18 protein-coding genes are annotated in these 17869 nt (G+C 59.6%); 6 read left to right on the forward strand and 12 right to left on the reverse strand.

The genetic code is table 11. The features are described from left to right. Positions 1–100: 100 nt before the first annotated feature. Positions 101–703, reverse strand: a complete 603-nt coding sequence (locus DNI29_RS09955) for a DUF4126 domain-containing protein (RefSeq protein WP_110977958.1) — start codon at positions 701–703, stop codon at positions 101–103. A gap of 93 nt (positions 704–796) precedes the next feature. Here DNI29_RS09955 and DNI29_RS09960 point away from each other — a divergent pair, with 93 nt between their 5' ends. From DNI29_RS09960 to DNI29_RS09975, 4 genes are all read left to right on the forward strand, one after another. Further along, the gene (locus DNI29_RS09960; RefSeq protein ID WP_110977959.1) at positions 797–1225 is read left to right on the forward strand and encodes a PaaI family thioesterase; all 429 of its coding nucleotides are present in this window, start codon (positions 797–799) and stop codon (positions 1223–1225) included. A gap of 83 nt (positions 1226–1308) precedes the next feature. Next, the gene (locus tag DNI29_RS09965; protein WP_110977960.1) at positions 1309–3525 is read left to right on the forward strand and encodes an ATP-binding protein; all 2217 of its coding nucleotides are present in this window, start codon (positions 1309–1311) and stop codon (positions 3523–3525) included. A 271-nt stretch (positions 3526–3796) separates the two neighbouring features. Further along, positions 3797–5221 carry an ATP-dependent DNA helicase gene (locus tag DNI29_RS09970; protein ID WP_110977961.1) on the forward strand — a complete coding sequence of 475 codons (1425 nt, stop codon included), beginning with the start codon at positions 3797–3799 and terminating at the stop codon, positions 5219–5221. 282 nt (positions 5222–5503) lie between these two features. After that, on the forward strand, positions 5504–6043 hold the full coding sequence (locus DNI29_RS09975; protein ID WP_110977962.1) for a DUF1573 domain-containing protein: 540 nt from the start codon (positions 5504–5506) through the stop codon (positions 6041–6043). A 76-nt stretch (positions 6044–6119) separates the two neighbouring features. Here DNI29_RS09975 and DNI29_RS09980 read toward each other — a convergent pair whose 3' ends face one another. The 5 genes from DNI29_RS09980 to DNI29_RS10000 form a co-directional block, all read right to left on the reverse strand. Beyond that, positions 6120–6497 carry a DUF423 domain-containing protein gene (locus DNI29_RS09980; RefSeq protein ID WP_110977963.1) on the reverse strand — a complete coding sequence of 126 codons (378 nt, stop codon included), beginning with the start codon at positions 6495–6497 and terminating at the stop codon, positions 6120–6122. A 123-nt stretch (positions 6498–6620) separates the two neighbouring features. Further along, on the reverse strand, positions 6621–7283 hold the full coding sequence (locus DNI29_RS09985) for a YggS family pyridoxal phosphate-dependent enzyme (RefSeq protein ID WP_110977964.1): 663 nt from the start codon (positions 7281–7283) through the stop codon (positions 6621–6623). Positions 7284–7473: 190 nt separating this feature from the next. Next, positions 7474–8523 (reverse strand): vWA domain-containing protein, encoded by a 1050-nt coding sequence (locus DNI29_RS09990; RefSeq protein WP_110977965.1) that lies wholly within the window; start codon positions 8521–8523, stop codon positions 7474–7476. A 75-nt stretch (positions 8524–8598) separates the two neighbouring features. Next, positions 8599–9642, reverse strand: a complete 1044-nt coding sequence (locus tag DNI29_RS09995; protein ID WP_162303570.1) for a hypothetical protein — start codon at positions 9640–9642, stop codon at positions 8599–8601. Next, positions 9584–10483: a DUF58 domain-containing protein gene (locus tag DNI29_RS10000; protein ID WP_110977967.1), complete on the reverse strand. Its 900-nt coding sequence runs from the start codon at positions 10481–10483 to the stop codon at positions 9584–9586. Before DNI29_RS10000 ends, DNI29_RS09995 begins: the two co-directional genes overlap by 59 nt. Before the next feature lie 37 nt (positions 10484–10520). Between DNI29_RS10000 and DNI29_RS10005 the strand changes: the two genes are divergently transcribed. After that, positions 10521–10946: a DUF4296 domain-containing protein gene (locus DNI29_RS10005; RefSeq protein WP_123823194.1), complete on the forward strand. Its 426-nt coding sequence runs from the start codon at positions 10521–10523 to the stop codon at positions 10944–10946. Here the strand turns inward: DNI29_RS10005 and DNI29_RS10010 are convergent, their stop codons facing one another. The 6 genes from DNI29_RS10010 to egtB form a co-directional block, all read right to left on the reverse strand. Beyond that, positions 10947–11279 carry a tRNA-binding protein gene (locus tag DNI29_RS10010; protein ID WP_110977969.1) on the reverse strand — a complete coding sequence of 111 codons (333 nt, stop codon included), beginning with the start codon at positions 11277–11279 and terminating at the stop codon, positions 10947–10949. It abuts the gene before it with no gap. Positions 11280–11512: 233 nt separating this feature from the next. Further along, positions 11513–12079, reverse strand: a complete 567-nt coding sequence (locus tag DNI29_RS10015; protein ID WP_110977970.1) for a DUF922 domain-containing protein — start codon at positions 12077–12079, stop codon at positions 11513–11515. A gap of 136 nt (positions 12080–12215) precedes the next feature. Then, complete coding sequence (locus DNI29_RS10020) at positions 12216–13592, reverse strand: MATE family efflux transporter (protein ID WP_110977971.1); 1377 nt, start codon at positions 13590–13592, stop codon at positions 12216–12218. Between the two features lie 99 nt (positions 13593–13691). Next, complete coding sequence (locus tag DNI29_RS10025) at positions 13692–14813, reverse strand: pyridoxal phosphate-dependent aminotransferase (RefSeq protein ID WP_110977972.1); 1122 nt, start codon at positions 14811–14813, stop codon at positions 13692–13694. A gap of 45 nt (positions 14814–14858) precedes the next feature. Continuing rightward, positions 14859–15875 (reverse strand): L-histidine N(alpha)-methyltransferase, encoded by a 1017-nt coding sequence (egtD, locus tag DNI29_RS10030; RefSeq protein WP_110977973.1) that lies wholly within the window; start codon positions 15873–15875, stop codon positions 14859–14861. A gap of 84 nt (positions 15876–15959) precedes the next feature. Beyond that, complete coding sequence (gene egtB / locus DNI29_RS10035; RefSeq protein WP_110977974.1) at positions 15960–17255, reverse strand: ergothioneine biosynthesis protein EgtB; 1296 nt, start codon at positions 17253–17255, stop codon at positions 15960–15962. A 262-nt stretch (positions 17256–17517) separates the two neighbouring features. Between egtB and DNI29_RS10040 the strand changes: the two genes are divergently transcribed. Continuing rightward, positions 17518–17754: a KGG domain-containing protein gene (locus tag DNI29_RS10040; RefSeq protein ID WP_110977975.1), complete on the forward strand. Its 237-nt coding sequence runs from the start codon at positions 17518–17520 to the stop codon at positions 17752–17754. The last annotated feature ends 115 nt before the right edge of the window (positions 17755–17869 follow it).

Below are 17869 nucleotides of genomic sequence, written 5' to 3' on the forward strand. Positions count from 1 at the left end.
CCGTGCAAGACGCGAAAACGCAAGCTTACGAAGAAAGCCGCTGTGCGGCTGATTAACTCTCGCCAAATGTATTTTCGTGTGCTGCCGGACCAAGGAATTGTCAGGCCGGGTGGCTGGGCGGCGTGGCCCGCCGGGTAACCCGGCGCTGCTGCCAGTGCCGCAGCCGCACCAGTACCCACACCACGCCAGCTACGGCCAGGGCTGCCATCAGGAGAGGAAGCAGAAAAACCAGCACCGTGCCCACCATAGCCAGCACATTTTCCAGGGTAGCCAGCACGGGGTTGCCCAAGCCGGCCGTAGTAACCGTGGAGCCCGCCCGCAGCAGAGAAGTGCCAAGCTGAATAACCCCGGCCGCTCCGCCCCCGGCTACTACCCCCAGCCCCCAGCGCAGCATCGGGGGCATATCAGGCAGGGCTGAGGTCATCAGGATGGAGCCCGCAATAAATGCCGCCGGCCCCGTGATGGTATCCAGAACATTATCGACGACGGGGATGTAGTAGCCCAGAATTTCGGCCACCGTGGCTGTACCCAGCACCGCTATGGCCGGCCAGCTACCCAGCCAGCCGAAGCCGGCGGCCGGGGTTAGGTGACCGGTGCGGTAAGCCAGCGCCGCCGCCAACAAAGGCACAAACACCCGAAAGCCGCTGCAGGCGGCCAGGGCCAGGCCCAGCGCTCCGGGCAGGATGTAATCCAGAGGTTCCATAGGCAGGCAAATGCAAGGAGGAGAGGCTGGTACAGTGGCTATTAGGCCCAGCAGACCGGAAACCTGCAAAAGATACACAACCTTTGCGGCTCTATGAATACAGAAGCCCTCGAAACGCGCATCCGCCGCAAGCTTACCCGCCAGCACTTCATGCACCACATTGGCGCCGACCTTACCCGGATTGAAGAGGGTAGGGTAGAAGCCGAACTGACCCTGCAGCAGGAGCACCAGCAGCATGGCGGCTTTGCCCACGGCGGGCTGGTAGCCACCATGGCCGACTTGGCCGCGGGCTTTGCTGCCGTAACCCTGGTGCCCGATGGGAAGGGGGTAGTAACGGTGGAGCTTAAGACCAGCTACCTGCACCCCGGTGTAGGGAAAAAGCTGCGGGCAGTAGGCTGGGTACTGAAGGCAGGGCGCCGCTTACATTTCTGCGAGGCCGAGGTGTGGTGCGATGAACGCCTCATTGCCAAAGCCAGCGCCACCATGGCCGTGACGGAGCCCCCAGCAGCAGCTTGTATGTAGCTACCGGAATCTGCCGTTTTCTTCTCAACTTAGCAAGGCAGTCCGGGCGCTACATTCCCCCACCGGACCTGCCTCGCTACGTTATGAAGTGGATTATTACGGTGCTGCTGCTGATAACTAGCAGTCCTATTCTGGCCCAATACCGGTACTGGGCTGCCAATTACGATTCATTAAACCAGGTACTGCACCAGCAGCCCACCGATACGGCCCGGGTACGTACCATCCAGCACATGCTGGATGTAGTAGAGCTGACTGAGCCGCGCCGGCGTCAGCAAGTGCTACCCCTGCTGCAGGAGCTGTTCGTGCTCAATGCGCGTACTGAGCAGCTCGATGAGGCCCCGTACCGGGAGCTGCAGGCCGGCGTGCAGCTCTGGGTGAAAGGCAAAAATTACCAGCAAGCCCTGAGTGCTCTGCACCAAGCTGTGGAGCTTTTTGACGCCGCCGGGCACCCGGTGCCTCTCTTGCTCATTGACCTGGGGCCACTTTACAACGCCTTGCATGATTCCGACAACCGCCTGGCTTATTTTGGGCGCAAGCTGACTCAGTACAAGGTGCAGGGGGTAGTAGAAAACGAGGCTGCCTGCTACCTGGTGTTGGGTGGTTCCTACCGCCACCGCGGCGACTACAATCAGGCTATCAGCCATTACCTGCACGCTGCTGACCTGTTTCGGGGTTTTCACCACCGCTTATACATCAACGAGCTGATGGTGGCCGGCACTACCTACGCTGAGTGGGGCAACAACCAGAAGGCCTTACACTACCTGCAGGAATCAGCTACCCTCAATGAGAAATTCGCCATTAGCGGGTTGCAGCGGTTCTTTTCTCAGCAGGCTGTGGCTAAGTTGTATCTACAACAAGGCAACTACCCGGAGGCGATGCACTACGCCGACCTGACCCTGGAAACCGCCCGCCACGATTCGGTAGATGGCACCCAGTTTAAGGCCTATGGCCTGGTGCTGAAAAGCCAAGTGCTGCTGGCCCTCAACCAGCCCCAGGCTGTGCTGCCCCTGCTTACCCGCGCCCAGCACATATCCGATTCGCTGCACATGCCCATCACGGCCCGCCCCGGCGAGTTTGCCCTTGATGCTACTTGGGCTCAGTACCACACCCTGCGCGGCAACTATGCCCAGGCCGATAAGCACTGGCGCTTGGCTTATCAGAAAGCTACGGAAGCCCACTTTCAGATGCTACGGCCCAAGTACCTAAAGCAAATTATTCGCTTTCAGGACACGTACGGGGCTGCCGAGCCTGTCCGCAACTACGCCCGGGCCTACTTCAACCTGATGGATACGCTGGATAAAGCTCAGGGCAGCAGCCTAGTGGCTCAGTATGAGGCGGAGCGAGTGGAACAGGTGCAGAACGCGCAAATTCTTCGGCTGCGTCAGGAGAAAGTAATGCAAAGTATGCGCCTGCGTCAGCGCAACCAGTTGCTGGGGGTAGCGGGCGTGGCCATTCTGCTTATATCGGGGCTGGGCGTGGCAGTATACCGGCAGTTGCAAATCAATAAGCAGACGCTGGCCCAGCTCCGCGCAACCCAAAATCAGCTGGTGCAATCGGAGAAGTGGGCATTTGTGGGCGAAGTGTCGGCCGGTATTGCCCACGAGCTGCAGAACCCGCTTAACTTCATGAAGCGGTTTGCAGAGGTAAGCACTACCATGGTAGATACCATGCACAACCCTGAGCAGAAAGACGGGCTGGAGCAGGAAATTCTGGTAGGCCTGCGCCAGAATCTGCAGGAAATCAGCCAGCATGGAATTCGGGCTTCGGCCATCATCAAAGACATGCTGGAACACTCGCGCGCCGGCACCGGGCAGCGCGAGCCAACAGACCTGAACGAGTTAATTCGGGAGTACTTGTACCTGGCCCGCCAAGCCCCGGAGCTGCACGAAAAAACGCAAGCCGTAACCATAGAAACCCACCTGGACCCCGTGCTACCCCTTGTATCGGTGGTTGCGCCAGACATAGGCCGGGTGATGCTGAACCTGTTTACGAATGCTCTGTACGCCGTGGTGCAGCGTCTGCAAACCGCCGATGCTGCCTACCTCCCCAAGGTGCGCGTATGCACCGCTATCCGGCCGGGCACCGTGGAAATCCGGGTGCAGGACAACGGCGTAGGAATGACGCCGGAGGTGCAGGCAAAAGTGTTTCAGGCTTTTTTCACCACCAAACCCCCCGGTGAGGGCACCGGCCTGGGCCTTTCCCTCAGCTCCGATATTGTAAAAAGCCACGGCGGCACTATGGCGGTTGAATCGGGGGTAGGGCGGGGTACGGAGTTTGTTATCACGCTGCCGCTAGCTTAACTCATAATTACGGCCGCCGCGAAAGGCACCCCTTGAAGCTGGGTGTTTGGCTTATTGTGCGCACAGAATGGGCTCTGAAAAATAACAACCGAGCCAATCTGGCGGCGGCAAGAGCACGGAAGGTGTTGCGGCGCCATTCTGCAGCATAGCTTCCGGTTGTGGCAGCGGCACACGTATCCGGCATCAGCCAACGCACGTTCCGGCGCTACAAACTGGCTACCCCCGTCGGGAGCTTAAACCGGCGTAGCTTTGTTCTGCTGAATACACTGCTATGCTTACCGTAAAAACACCCTCCGTTCGCGACTATTTTCCCTACGAACCTACTCAGGATCAGGCCACGCTGTTTCGGCAGATGGACGGTTTCCTGGGCGATGCGCTACCGGGGCGTAAGGCTTTCATCCTGCGTGGCTACGCGGGTACGGGCAAAACCACGGTGGTCAGCGCTTTAGTGCAGTGGCTGCACCGCATGGGCCGCAAATACGTGCTGATGGCCCCCACTGGCCGTGCCGCCAAAGTGATGAGCACCTACTCCGGGGTAGCGGCCAGCACTATTCACAAGAAAATTTACCGCCAAACCAGCGGCACGCCCTCCCAGGGCCTGTCGTTCCAGCGCCAGCCCAACCGGGCCCAGGACACGCTGTTCATCGTGGATGAGGCCTCCATGATTTCTGACGAGAAAGCCTTCGGCGAAAATGGCCTGCTCGACGACCTGATGAATTACGTGTTCGAGAAGCCCTCTAACCGCCTGCTGCTCATCGGCGACACGGCCCAGTTGCCGCCCGTGGGCCAGTTGCTCAGCCCCGCCCTCGATGCCGAGCTGCTGCGCCACCGCTTCCGCGCCCAGGTCGATTCGGTGGAATTGCGCCAGGTAATGCGCCAGGCCGAGCAGTCGGGGATTTTGATGAACGCCACCGTGCTGCGCGAAGAGCTGCGCGAGGAGCACCCGCAAATCACCTTCTTCACCAAAGGCTACCCCGATATTTTCGCTATGGGTGGCGACAAGCTGGAAGACGGCCTGCGCTGGGCCTACAAGAACTTCGGGCACGAGAACAGCACCATCATCTGCCGCTCCAACAAAAACGCCAACCAGTACAACCAGTACATCCGGCGCATCCTGTTTGAGGCCGAGGATGAAATCGAATCGGGCGACTATCTGATGGTAGTGCGCAACAATTACTACTGGCTCCCTAAAGATTCGGAAATCGGCTTTCTGGCCAACGGCGACTTTGTACAGGTAGTAAAAATTGTGCGCCTCACGGAGGAATTTGGTTTCCGCTTTGCCGATGCCCGCGTGCGCCTTGTGGACTACCCCGACGAGCCGGACATGGAAATCAAGCTGCTGCTCGATACCCTGCACACTGAAAGCCCAGCCCTACCCGCCGACCGGAACAAAGCCCTCTACGACGCCGTGAGTGCCGATTATGCCCACCTCGAAACCAAGAAGGAACGTACCGCCGCCATGCGCAAAGACCCGTTCCTGAACGCTCTGCAGGTGAAATTCGCTTATGCCCTCACCTGCCACAAAGCCCAGGGTGGCCAGTGGCAGGCGGTATTCGTGGACCACGGCTATCTGAAGGAAGACATGGTGAATAGTGAGTTTGCCCGCTGGCTTTATACCGCTGTTACGCGCTCCTCGGAAAAGCTGTTCCTGCTGAACTTCAACAAGAAGCTTCTCGCCGACGAAAATCAGGAGTAAATACCAACCGGCCGCTGCCCGCCCCGGTTGCCCTATATGCGCTTACCCCACACAACGGCCGCAAGCCTCAGCACAAAGCCAACCGATTGGCCGGCTGAGCCATTGGATTAGGGTAGGAGCCAAGGCGAAAAACTCCGGCAGAAAAGAACGCAACAACTGCCGCTGTGCGTTGTTGCTTATGTCGGCTTCCGAGGCGCTGGGGCGAAAACTGGCACGTAACTTGGCGCAGCCCCCGAAACTTGTATTTTTGCTTACTTCCAACGCTTTCCAGCAGTTCAACCCATGAAAAAAGCACTTCTTCTGGCTCTTTCCTTGTCCGTAATGGGCTTCGCGGCTCAGGCCCAGACGGCGGCCGTTAAGCCGGCCAACGCCCAGACCAAAGTGGCAGGCCCGCAAATCCAGTTTGAGGAAATGAAGTACGACTTCGGTTCCATCAAAACCGGCGACGTGGTAGAACACACGTTTAAGTTCAAGAACGTAGGCACGCAGCCCCTGGTGATTTCCAACATTGGCGTGAGCTGCGGCTGCACTACCCCCGACTGGACCCGCGAGCCAGTTATGCCCGGCAAAACCGGCATGATTACCGCCAAATTCAACTCGGCCGGCAAAATAGGCATGCAGAACAAAGTGTTGACCGTTGAATCGAACTCGGCGGGCGGTAACGCCATGGTTGCGCTGGTGGGTGATGTGAAAGAGGCCAACGCCGCCATGACGGCTGCCCCGGCTTCTACCGACGTATCGGCCCCCGCTGACACCAAAGACGCCAAGCAGAAAACCAAGATTGGCGATAACAAGATCAAAGCCAAGAAGAAAGCTTCCTAAGCACTGGGCTTCAGTAAAAAAGCAAAAAGGCTTGCCATGCGGCAAGCCTTTTTGCTTGTAACGGGGGTAGGGAACCCTACACCTGCCGAGCTGCCAGCAGCAGAGTAATCCAGCCGGCAATGAGCAGCACGCCGCCAATGGGTGTGATGGCGCCCAGCTTGGTAATACCGGTCAGGCACAGCACGTACAATGAGCCGCTAAACACCAGCACGCCGCCCAGCCACAGCCAGGCCGTGGTGCCCAAGCTTTGCAATTCAGGCTTAATGTGCAGCAGAATACCTACGGCCAGCAGGGCCAGGGCGTGGTAAAACTGGTAGCGCACGGCGGTTTCAAAGGTTTCGAAGCGGCCAGAAGCCTCCAGCATCTTGCGTAGGCCATGCGCCCCAAAGGCCCCAATTCCGACGCCTAGGCCGCCTAGTAAAGCGGCCAGCTGAATAATAAGTCGAGCTGTCATATGGTTGAGTTTTCAGGTGTGAGTTGCCAGTTTTCAGCTGCCAGTGCTGAGTTACCAGTTGTCAGTTCGTTTATACAGCTTTAGTAGCTCAGTACTGGCAACTGAAAACCGGCAACCGAAATATTACCGCGAGCCAAAAATAGCGCTGCCCACCCGAATGAGAGTGCTGCCTTCCCGCAGAGCCAGCTCGTAGTCGGAGCTCATGCCCATGGAAATTTCGCGGAAGTCCTCGTCCTCAGCAAAGTACAGCGCCTTTAGCTTGTCGAAATAGCCGCGTAGCTGCCGGAACTCGCGGCGTAGCTGGTCTTCGTCGGGGGTGTTGGTGGCAATGCCCATCACGCCGGCCAGGCGCACATGCCGCAGGGCCCGAAACTCCGCCGACTGCAGGATTTCTTCTGCCTCGGCCAGGGTCAGGCCGGTTTTGGTTTCCTCATCGGCAATATGAAACTGCAGCAGGCCCTCAATCATGCGGTTGTGTTTGGCGGCCTGGCGCTCAATTTCAAGCAAAAGCTTGAGGCTGTCGATGCTCTGAATGGTATGCACAAACGGAGCAATGTACTTCACCTTGTTGGTCTGCAGGTGCCCAATAAGGTGCCACTCTACATCGGCAGGTAGCTCGGGCTGCTTAGCGGCCATTTCCTGCACCCGGTTCTCGCCGAAGATGCGGGCACCTGCTTCATACGCCTCGCGCAGGCGCTCCACGGGGTGAGTTTTGGTAACGGCTACCAGCCGGGCGGCCGTGCCGGTCAGGCGTTGTTGAATGCGGTGCAGATTATCAGAAATCACTGATTTACGCTGATTAGTCGTGATTTCGCTGATGCCGATGATCAGGCAAAATCAGGAAGTAAGAGAATATAGGAAAGCAAAGCTAGGCTCTCAGGAAGTAAAACCCAGCCAGTACATTATTGTCTGCCGCCAAGGTAGCTCTGTCCTTAAAAATCAGCTAAATCACGACCAATCAGCGCAAATCAGTGATTTAGTCTTCCAGTGCATTCGTGAGGAAGGTGTTCTTCAGCCCTAGCCATACCAGCCACAGGCCCACGCACCAGAACAGGTAAATGCGGTAGTAGTCGCGGGTGTTGCGGTAGCGGGTCTGCCGGACTTCGGACTTCTCGTAGCGGTTGATTTGAGCGAAGGTTTGGCGTAGGGCTGTGTTGTCGGAAGCCCGGAAGAAGCGGCCCTCACCGGCCTGGGCAATCTGCCGCATGGTGGTTTCATCGAGGCGGGTACTGACGTAGGTAGGGCGGCCCGTTTCATCGGTGCCATAAGGCACAATACCATCTTTTCCCAGCCCAATGGTGTAAAGCTTGAGGCCGTAGGCATGGGCGAGTTGCGCCGCCGTCAGTGGGTCGAGGGAGCCAGCCGTGTTTTCGCCATCGGAAATCAGAATGCACACTTTGGTGCGGGAGCGGGAGTCGCGGAGGCGGTTGGTGGCTACCCCCAGCGCCGTGCCAATGGCCGTGCCGTCGTTCGGAATCATGCCCAGGCGCAACTCCTGCAGGTTGTCGCGCAGCAGGTCGTAGTCGGTGGTAAGCGGGGCCAGTGAGTAGGCATCGCCAGCAAAGGCCACCAACCCAATCCGGTCGCCCTGGCGGCCATCAATAAACTCGCGGGCTACTCGTTTGGCAGCCTCCAGGCGGTTAGGGCGCAGATCCTGCAGCTCCATAGAGCCCGATACATCCAGCACCAGCAGAATATCAATGCCCTCGCCTTGCTGCACCACCCGCTCATCGGTGCGCTGGGGGCGGGCCAGGGCCAGAATGCCAAAGCTCAGGCTCAGAGCTAGCACCACATCGGGCAAAAAGCGCAGCACCGTGCTCCAGTCTCGCGGGAGCTGGCCCGATACGAAGGCTACCCCCAGGCGCGCGCGCCGCCGCCGGGCCAGGGCCCATCGCAGCACAAACAACAGTGGCACTAGCGGCAGCAGCAGCAGCAGGCGGGGCTGCTCCCAGGTATAGCTGGCCAGGGTAGCGTAGCGCACGCTATCCAGCACGGGAGCTAGAACATCAGACCAGAGCTGAGGCATGCGGTAAAAGTAGTGAATCTGAGGGGTAGGGCCGGGTTTCGGACGGAAGAGAAGGGTAGAGCGGCGCTGCCCCGGCTAGGCTGCGGGGGTAGGCCGACGCGGCCCCGACGGGGTAGAATGTAGGGCGCCTAGCTGGTGCATTACGTGGGTGTACTGGCGTTCGGCAAAGCGGCGTAGCAGCTCAAAGGCCAGATCCGTTTCGGTTTCATCCTCAGAGAACTGATTGCCATAAATAACCCGGTCGGCGAGGCGCAGGGCTAAACTCACGTCGGCGTCGTTCTGGTAGTGGGCCACAATTTCGCGGGTGGTCAGGCTGGTGATGTTGTTGTCTTCGAGGGTAGAGAGGTAGTTTTTCCAGAGCGTGATGGCACGCTCCATGTTGGTTAGGGAACGAGACAAAGTAAAGCGCTCGACGTGGCGGGCGTACTGAGCCAGGAAATACGCGTGGTTTTTGCGCAGCCGGTAGCGACGGTAGCGTTGGCGCAGCCCACGCCGGAAGCCCAGCACTACCCCGCCAGCCACCGCCAGCAGCAGGGCCGTGCCCGCCAGCCAATAGGGGTAGTTGAACTGGGGCTCCACGGGTAGCAGGCGCAGGTTCTGGCGAAGCACGGGAGGCGCCGCTACTTCCAGCGGCGCCGTGCGCCGGAGCCGCACCTGAGCCGGAGCCGTAGGAACTAATAGCGTATCAAGTCCGCTGAGTACTGTAACGGGCAGCGCCAGTTGCTGCACCGAATCGAGGGCGAAGGTGCGCAACTGGTACACGGCGCGGTCGAGGCTGCGGCCTTGGCGGGTGCGGGTGGGGTAGTAACGCCGTCCTACGTACTCAAAAGGCGCAAAGTCAGCTGCCGAATCCGGAAAAATAACCTCTAGGTCCGGAGTATGCTGGTAGGTAAGCTCGAAGTCAATCACTTCGCCCACAAGCGTTGCGCGCTGCAGAAACCGGCCCGTGGGCACGGGTTGGTCTGGGGCCGAAGCCTGACCCGTGGCCAGCCCTGGCAACAGAGCTAAGGCTGCGCTGAAAACCAGGGCCGCGCCGCGCCACCAGCCAACTAAACTGCGGCTACCCACGGCCCCCACGCTGATTACGCCGCCGAAACAGATTGACCAGTTGAGGCACAAAATCGGTGTCGGTGGCAATGGAAAGGTACTCGGTGCGGTGGCGGCGACAGATCTGCCCGATTTGCTCCCGGTTCTGCTCGTAGGTAGCGCGGTAGCGGGCCCGGAACGCGGCCGAGGACGTATTCACCCACACCGTGCGCCCCGTTTCCTGGTCGTGTAGCGGAATAATGCCCAAGGGCGGAAACTCCCGCTCCCGCTGATCCAGCAGTTGCAGCACTACCAAATCGTGCTTTCGAGCCAGCATGGTTAGCTCCCGCTCGTAGTCAGCATCAATAAAATCAGAAATCAGTAGCACTATGGTGCGGCGCTTAAGTAACCCCAGGGCCTGCTTAATACCGGCTGCCACGGCCGTCTGTCGGCTACGGGGCTCCAGGTCAAACAGGCGTTTAATGAGGGCGTAGGCGTGCCGGATGCCTTTACCAGGCGCCAGGTACATTTCCTTCTGATCAGAAAAAGCCAGAATGCCGAGCTGGGCATCCTGCCGGGCGGCGGCCAGGGCCAATACCCCGCAGATTTCCCGCCCTACGTCGATTTTGCGACGGGTAGCGGCGCCTACCTGCTGCGAGGCGCTAACATCCAGCAATAAAAGCACCTGTTGCTCGCGTTCTTCCTTGTAGGTTTTAACGAAGGTGCCGTGGCCTTTACTGGATACTGCCCAATCAATGGCCCGTACCTCATCGCCGTACTGATACAGCCGTACATCATCAAACTCCAGACCGGTGCCCTTGAACACGGAATGAAAATCGCCCTGCAGCTGGGCATCCACCGCCTTCAGGATGCGGATTTCCATCTGCCGGAGCTTGCGAACGAGGTGCTGAAAGGGCGAGTCGGCGGGTTTCATTTAAACTAAACTACGGGTTCCTCCTAACTTTGCCGCTGTGAAAAGATTTTCGTTTCGAGTAACGATGTGGATAGGGGCACTGGCCCTGCTGGTTACAGCCTGCCAGAAAAATGATGAGGTAACGCCACCGCAGCAGCTTATTCCGCGCGACAAGATGGTGAGCCTGCTGGTGGAGCTGCATACCTTGGAAGCGCGGGCAGATGCTGCCGGCCTACCCACTGACTCGTCGCGGGCCCTGTTTTTGCAAGCCAGAAAAGGCCTCTACAGTCGCTTCGCCGTCGATGATTCTTCCTTCGTCAGGAGCTACCGCTACTACGCCATCCACGAGAAAGACCTAGATCAGATTTACGCCGTGGTGGTCGATAGCCTGGCCCTGCGGGAAGCGCGCCTGCAAACTGCGCATGATGCCGCCAGCACTGTACCCGCTACGCCCCCTTCGCCAACGCCGCCCCGACGCCGATAACTAAATCAGGCGGCTGCCATTGGGTACGGGTGCTGCCAGGGCTGATAGCACGATGTGACCCTGCTCATCGGAAACGCCCGTTACCAGCACTTCCGACATGAAATTGCCGATTTGCTTGGGCGGAAAGTTTACCACGCACAGCACCTGCCGCCCAATCAGGTCGGCGGGTTGGTAGTGATGGGTTATTTGGGCGCTAGACTTTTTCAGGCCGATTTCAGGGCCCAAATCAAGCAGTAGCTGGTAAGCCGGCCGCCGGGCCTTCGGAAATTCGCGTGCTTCTAGGATGGTGCCTACCCGCAGGTCCACACGTTCAAATTCAGCCCAGGTTAGCATAAGATTGAATAGGGAGATAGTAAAATGGTGAGTTGCCGTCCAAGCGGCTTCGTAAACCCCGTGGGGGCAGCATTCTGGCAGCAACCTAGTGCATATAGTTGAAAAGCCCCAGCGGAGCAGCACTAACCGTTCAACGGTTAGTACTGCTCCGCTGGGGCTTTGTGCGGTTGAGAGGGGTAGGGTGGGCAGCCAGAATCAATCGTACAGTACGGTTCAATAGCCCCGCAAACTTCCTACTTCAGGGCATAGGCTTCCAGCTGCTGAAGGCGCTGCTGTACTTGCTGCTCCCAGGCTTGCTGGCGGGGCTGGTTAAGGCCGTGGTTGGTTTCCTGATCGTAGCGGCCTTCCTCCCGCTGCCAAGCCAGGAAAGCTACCTTGGTGAGGTTGTTGAAGGCCGGCTGCAGCTTCTCGCAGTCGAGCTTTATAGTGCTGAGCTTCTGGCGCAGCATACGGGCGTGTACTTCCGTCAGGTCGAAGTGGAGCTGCTCGTGGCGGAGCAGGTTGGCGGTGGCTTGCTTGGGGTAGCGCACCCACGACTCCGTGGGCACGAACACGGCCCGCACCTGCGCCGAAAACACATAGTCAACGCAGCCTACTTTGGCATCAATGCTGGATGATGTCAGCGCGGCCAGCTGATCGGTAGTGGGGCGGCTCTTAAAATCGTCCCAGGTTAGGGGGCGGTTGGCCCTCCACTCGATTTTAGCCGGCGGCTGCGCAGGCGCCGGAGCCGGCGTGGTAGGGCCCTGGCTGAGAAGGGGAAGAACGCTGAATAAGAGAGGGAGAGAAAAATGAAACAGCATGCGGCGCTAAAACAGGATAAGGCTAGCGGAGAAAGAAACGTAAAACCAGGTCGGGCACAAGCTACGAGCAGGCCGCATTCCCTGGATTGATCAGCTGGAAATGCAAGTAGTGTCAGGGCACAGCCGACTGAGCTGCTTAACGTTGGGAGAAGGCTGCTTCGTTCATTGCCACCTCAGAAGTAAGCACCGGCCGGTTGCGGAAGCGCACTAGCAAAATACCGGCCACTAGAGTCAGGCCCGTGAGTAGACCCACCCATACGCCAGTAGCTCCCCAGCCCAGCCGGAAGCCTAACACGTAGCCGAGGGGTAGGGCGGCGGCCCAATAGGCCAGCAGGGCCACCACGGAGGGTACTTTTACATCTTCCAGGCCGCGTAGGGCCCCTAGGCCTACCACCTGCAACCCATCGGAAACCTGGAAGGCAGCGGCAATCAGCAGTAGGCCAGCCGCCTGGGCTACTACCTCGGGGTCGTGGTTGTAGTAGAGCGGAATGGTATGGCGACCTAAAACCAGCAATACGCCCATTAGGCTCATGAACAGGAAGGTGAGCAGGTAAGCAGCTAAGCCGGCCTGACGGGCCCCAGCCGCATCTTGGCTGCCCAGGTGCTTGCCTACCCGGATAGTAGCGGCCGCCGCAATACCACTGGCCGCCATATAGGTTACCGAAGCCACGTTGATGGCAATCTGGTGGGCAGCCAAATCAGTAGCTCCGAGCCAGCCAATCATGATGGCCGAGAAGCTGAAGGCCCCCATTTCAAACATCATCTGCACGCCGATGGGGGAGCCCAGCCCTACCAGGCGGCGCAGCCCAACGGCGTCGGGGCGGAGGTTTTCGGCGGCGGCTTCGCGGTAAGGCTGCAGGCGTACGGCGCGCAGCACGTAGCCGGCCATAAGCACTGCCATTATTACGCGGGCAATCAGGGTAGCCCAGGCAGCGCCCATCATGCCCAGCTCTGGCATGCCCAGCTTCCCGAATACCAGTCCGTAGCACAGCACGGCGTTCAACACGTTGGCCTGAACAGAAAGGAGCATGGCCTGGCGGGTAAGCCCCAACCCTTCAGCAAACTGCTTAAAACCCTGAAACAACATCAGGGGGAGCAAGGAGAGAAACATAACCCGCACCCAGGGCGTGGCCAGCAGCACCACTTCAGCCGGTTGGTTGAGGTAGGGCAGGACCTCTGGAACCAGCAGACCGCACAGGGCCAGTACTACCCCCACGGCCGCGCTCAACCATACCCCGTTCACTAGCAGGCGGCCCAGGGTAGGAACATCGCGGCGGCCATCGGCGGCGGCTACCAGGGGAGTAATGCCCATGGTGAGGCCCATGCCCAGTACCATTACTACGGTGTTTACACTCACGCTCAGCGAAACTGCTGCCAGGGGTACTTTGCCCGTTTGGCCCACAATCATACTGTCGCATACGTTTACTAGTACGTGCCCCAACTGGCTGAGCATTACGGGGTAAGCCAGGCTCAGGGTGGGTAGTAAATGGGAGCGAAGATCAGAGCGTGACATGAAGCAGCGGTAAAAAGAACCGCAAAGGTACAACACCCCGCCCCGCGAGCCTTCATGTAGCAAACTTCCGTTGCGCCCGCGCGCCTATTTTACCTTCACTCAGTAAGGCAACGTGCTCAAGGCCTGCCGCAGACGGGCCAGGGCCTCTTGTAACACCTGCTCCGGCACGGCATAGGATAGGCGCACAAAGCCCGGCGCACTACAGGTAGCGCCATCCACTACAGTTAGGCCAGCAGCTTGCAGGTGAGCTACCAACTCCTGAGAGGCCACAATGGGTTCAGCCTTGGGGCGGAGGTAGGCGCGCAAATCGGGGAAGGCGTAGTAAGTGGCCTCGGGTTGCAGCGGCGGCACCAGCGGGAGGTCGGCCAGGGCCGAGAGCATGAGCCGGCGGGTAGGCTGTAGCTGGTTTACCAAATTGCGGGCAATGGTGGGGGCGTGCTGGGTAACGGCCAGGGCCGCGTGCTGCAATGGGGCCGGCACGGCGTTGCCTGTGGCGTGCTGCCAGGCCGCACAGGCCCGGGCTGTGGCAGGCGGTGCTATCAGGTAGCCCAGTCCCCAACCAATCAGGGCCAGAGACTTGCTGAAGCCGTTCACGACCAGGTGCTGGCCGTGCGGATCGGGGAAGCTAAGCAGGGTAGGCGGGGGCTCCGGCCCAAAGCTGATGCCGTTGTAAATCTCGTCGCTGAGTACAAAAAGCTCGGGGTACTCTCGAGTTACCGTAAGCCAGGCTTCCACTTCAGCGCGCGAATACACCCGGCCGGTGGGGTTGTTGGGGTTCGAGAAAAGCACTACCCTGGTGCGCGGCGTAAGAGCTGCCCGGAGCTGCTCAGGGTCAAGAGCGTAGCCGCTCTCGGGGCTAAGTGGCAGTTCCCGCACGGTGCCGCCGGCCTGCGTTATCAGCTCCCAAAAGCCAAACCAGTTGGGGGTAGGCAGCAGCACCTCATCGTGGGGGCGCAGCACGGTACGGAGCAGGGCAAACAAGGCGGCTTTCGTGCCCGGCATTACCACCACTTGCTCCGGCGCCACGCTTCCGCCGCCTAAGGAAGAATGCACACCAGCCAGAGCCTCCCGGAGCTGGGGCAGGCCTGCCGCATCTAGCAGGGGTAGGGAGCCTGCTTGCAGAGCCCGGACTGCTGCCTCGGTGGCAACCTGGGGTGGAGCAAAGGAGCCGTAGCCCGAGGCCAGACTAAGAACAGATGAGTGCGCGGGGTTGGCGGACATAGAGGGGGGTAGGCCAAACTGTAGAACAAACAGCACCGCGCGCCATTAGCGCGCCGGCCGCAGAATCACGTCCGCAAAATAGTCCTGCTCATCGGTAAAAAACTCCTCCACAGCCAACCCGCTGTCTTGGGCAGCGGCACCAATACCGGGGCGGGTAAACTTGTAGGAGTTTTCGGTATGAATCATTTCCCAGGCGGCAAACTCCACCTGCCAATCTAGGGCGGCGAAGTGCACTGCCTGGGCTTGGCAACTCACCAGAAACGAGCGCACGGCTCCACTGAGCGGCTCATAATCGGTGTAGTGCTGCCACTGGCTTAGGTCGAAATCGGCGCCTAGCTCCCGATTCAGGCGCTGCAGCAGATTCAGGTTGAAGCGGGCCGTTACGCCCTGGCTATCGTCGTACGCCGCCCGAATCAGCCGCGGGTCTTTCTGGAGGTCGAACCCTACCAGCAGCCGGTCGTCGGGGGTGAGGGGCTGGGCCAAGCTTTGCAGGAATTGCTGGCGGTCGGGGGGTAGGAAGTTACCGATGGTGGACCCCAGAAACAGCACTGCCTTCCGGCCCGGCCGGCTGGCCATCAGCCGCAGGGCTTCGGCGTAGTCGGCCACCACGGGTTCTACCTGCAGGGCGGGCAGCTCTGTGCGTAGGCTGGCCGCCAAGCCATCTACGGCCGCCTTGGAAATATCTACCGGAACGTAGGTGAACTGGGCTCCGGTTTCCAGCAGATGGCGCAGTAAGATCTTGGTTTTCAATCCGTCGCCAGCCCCTAGCTCCAGCAGAAAGAAGGACTCAGTAGGGTTTTGGGGACGCAGGGCCCGGCTAATAGCTTCCTGATGACGTGTCAGGAGCCCAAACTCGGTGCGGGTGGGGTAGTATTCCGGCAGTGCCATAATTTGCTGAAACAGGCGGCTGCCCTCGTCATCGTAGAGGTAGGTAGAGGATAAGGTCTTGAAGGGTAGGCTCAGGCCTTCGCGCACATGCCGGGCCAGGGGCGTATCTGGCTCGGTGAGGGGTGCTGATGCCGGAGAGGAAGGGGAGGAGCCTGAAACAGGACGAGTGAGCATATGCGAGAGAGGAAAGGAAGGAGGGGCAGGCTGGGGAGAGCCGGCAACTTAAGCAGACAAAACCAGACGGAGCCGGCCCCCTACCTAGCGCGCCAGCCGAATGCCCGTAAACTGCCACCGCTTATCGGGGTGGAAAAAGTTGCGGTACGTGACCCGGATGTGGCTTTGGGGAGTGGCACAGGAGCCGCCGCGCAGCACCATCTGGTTCAGCATAAACTTGCCGTTGTACTCGCCCAGGGCGCCGGCTGCCCGCTCATAGCCGGGGTAGGGGTGGTAGGCCGAGTAAGTCCATTCCCAGGCCTCGCCCAGTAACTGGTGGCACTGGTTTGCAGAGGCAGAGGGGGGTAGGGGCTGCGGGTCATAGAGGGCGCTTTCGAGGAAAGTGCCGGTAGGAGCCGCCTGGAAATGACGGGCCGCAATTTCCCATTCCTGCTCCGTAGGCAGGCGGCAGCCCCGCCAGTGGGCGTAGGCATCGGCCTCATAAAAACTGATGTGCGTAACCGGAGCCACCATGGCCACCGGCACCAAGCCGTGATGAGTGAAGCGGTGCCAGCTCCCTTCGTGCAGAACCCAGTACAGGGGCGCTTCCCAGCCGTGCTGCTGCACCATTTCCCAGCCTTCGCCCAGCCAGTAGTGGAAGTCGCGGTAGCCGCCAGCTTCCATAAACTCCAGGTACTCGGCGTTGGTAACCAAGCGGTTTTGCAGCTCGAAGTCGGCTACGTAGGTATCGTGGGCCCCCTGCTCATTATCGAAATGAAAGCCTTCTTCCTGAAAGCCAATGCGGTGCACCCCGCTCGGCACCGGTAGCCAACTGACTGCCGGCGCCTCGGCCGCCGGGGGCACCACAGTTGGTGCGGGCTGGTACGCCGGTGCCAAAGGGCTGGTACTCAAAATATACTTGATGTCGGTGACCAGCAATTCCTGGTGCTGCTGCTCGTGCTGCAAGCCTAACTCGAATACCTCCTGAAAGGCAGCCGGCAGGGTATCTTGCAGAGCTAGTAGCTGCTCCATCTGCTGGTCCACGAAGGCCCGATAGGCGTAAATATCCTGTAATGGTGGGCGGGAGAGGGTACCCCGGTCAGCGCGGTTTATCCGGGACCCCAGAGAGTTATAGTAAGAGTTGAACAGGAAGGCGTAGCTAGGATGATACACCTGGTAGCCGGGCAGGTAAGGCGTCAGCAGAAACGTTTCGAAGAACCAGGTGGTGTGGGCCAGGTGCCACTTGGGCGGACTCACATCCAGCATGGGCTGCACAATGGTGTCTTCCGGCAGCAGGGGGCGGCACAGGGCTTCTGTTTGCTGCCGCACTGCCTGGTAGCGGGTCAGGGCCGATGCAAGGTGACCGGAAGAGATTAATACGGAGGCCGGGAAATGGGACATAGCACGCAGGAAAAGCAGAAAGACTCTACAGCATAACGGTAAAGTAGGCGGGTAGTTTACAGGAAAATCCGGAGAAAGCTCATCGGTACGTGTTTAACGTAGCTCGTGCGTATAACTACGGTGTAGCTCCTCAGTGAAAAGCGGTATTTTACAATTTCAAGTAGGTTATTGTCTAATCTGCTGGCATCTTCCGTTGCCTCTAGTCGTTAGTGAAGCACCATCGACCTAAAGGATTTCCTCAACCAACCTTACCCTACGAGCTATGAACACCAAATCCGCGAATCGTACAACCCCGGCCGAAACACCCGTCACCAAGCGTCCGCGCGGTTTCGCCGCCATGGACCCCGCCACCCAGCGCCGCATTGCCAGCGAAGGCGGCCGGGCCTCGCACCAGAGTGGCCGTGGGCACCGCTTTACCTCAGAAGAAGCCCGGGCTGCCGGCCGAAAGGGGGGCCAGGCCAGCCGCGGACGCGGCAATCAGGGCACTGCCGCACAATAAGCTGACCTCTGAGGCTGACGACGGAGCCGGTTTTGCTGGTCCTGTCGCCTGAATGGCGCCGCTCCCGTCTCGGGTTTTCCGAGGCAGGAGCGGCGCTTTCGCGTGGGCAGGCACC

Source organism: Hymenobacter sediminis (assembly GCF_003231285.1).
GTDB classification, from domain to species: Bacteria; Bacteroidota; Bacteroidia; order Cytophagales; family Hymenobacteraceae; genus Hymenobacter; species Hymenobacter sediminis.

Excerpts from the sequence above, each read along its gene's own strand:
- DNI29_RS10000 (WP_110977967.1), bottom strand. The coding sequence starts at position 10,483 with ATGAAACCCGCCGACTCGCCCTTTCAGCACCTCGTTCGCAAGCTCCGG.
- egtD (WP_110977973.1), bottom strand. The coding sequence starts at position 15,875 with ATGCTCACTCGTCCTGTTTCAGGCTCCTCCCCTTCCTCTCCGGCATCA.
- DNI29_RS10020 (WP_110977971.1), bottom strand. The coding sequence starts at position 13,592 with ATGTCACGCTCTGATCTTCGCTCCCATTTACTACCCACCCTGAGCCTG.
- DNI29_RS10025 (WP_110977972.1), bottom strand. The coding sequence starts at position 14,813 with ATGTCCGCCAACCCCGCGCACTCATCTGTTCTTAGTCTGGCCTCGGGC.
- DNI29_RS09990 (WP_110977965.1), bottom strand. The coding sequence starts at position 8,523 with ATGCCTCAGCTCTGGTCTGATGTTCTAGCTCCCGTGCTGGATAGCGTG.
- DNI29_RS09975 (WP_110977962.1), top strand. The coding sequence starts at position 5,504 with ATGAAAAAAGCACTTCTTCTGGCTCTTTCCTTGTCCGTAATGGGCTTC.
- DNI29_RS09955 (WP_110977958.1), bottom strand. The coding sequence starts at position 703 with ATGGAACCTCTGGATTACATCCTGCCCGGAGCGCTGGGCCTGGCCCTG.
- DNI29_RS10015 (WP_110977970.1), bottom strand. The coding sequence starts at position 12,079 with ATGCTGTTTCATTTTTCTCTCCCTCTCTTATTCAGCGTTCTTCCCCTT.
- DNI29_RS10010 (WP_110977969.1), bottom strand. The coding sequence starts at position 11,279 with ATGCTAACCTGGGCTGAATTTGAACGTGTGGACCTGCGGGTAGGCACC.
- DNI29_RS09980 (WP_110977963.1), bottom strand. The coding sequence starts at position 6,497 with ATGACAGCTCGACTTATTATTCAGCTGGCCGCTTTACTAGGCGGCCTA.
- DNI29_RS09970 (WP_110977961.1), top strand. The coding sequence starts at position 3,797 with ATGCTTACCGTAAAAACACCCTCCGTTCGCGACTATTTTCCCTACGAA.
- DNI29_RS10040 (WP_110977975.1), top strand. The coding sequence starts at position 17,518 with ATGAACACCAAATCCGCGAATCGTACAACCCCGGCCGAAACACCCGTC.
- egtB (WP_110977974.1), bottom strand. The coding sequence starts at position 17,255 with ATGTCCCATTTCCCGGCCTCCGTATTAATCTCTTCCGGTCACCTTGCA.
- DNI29_RS09965 (WP_110977960.1), top strand. The coding sequence starts at position 1,309 with ATGAAGTGGATTATTACGGTGCTGCTGCTGATAACTAGCAGTCCTATT.
- DNI29_RS09960 (WP_110977959.1), top strand. The coding sequence starts at position 797 with ATGAATACAGAAGCCCTCGAAACGCGCATCCGCCGCAAGCTTACCCGC.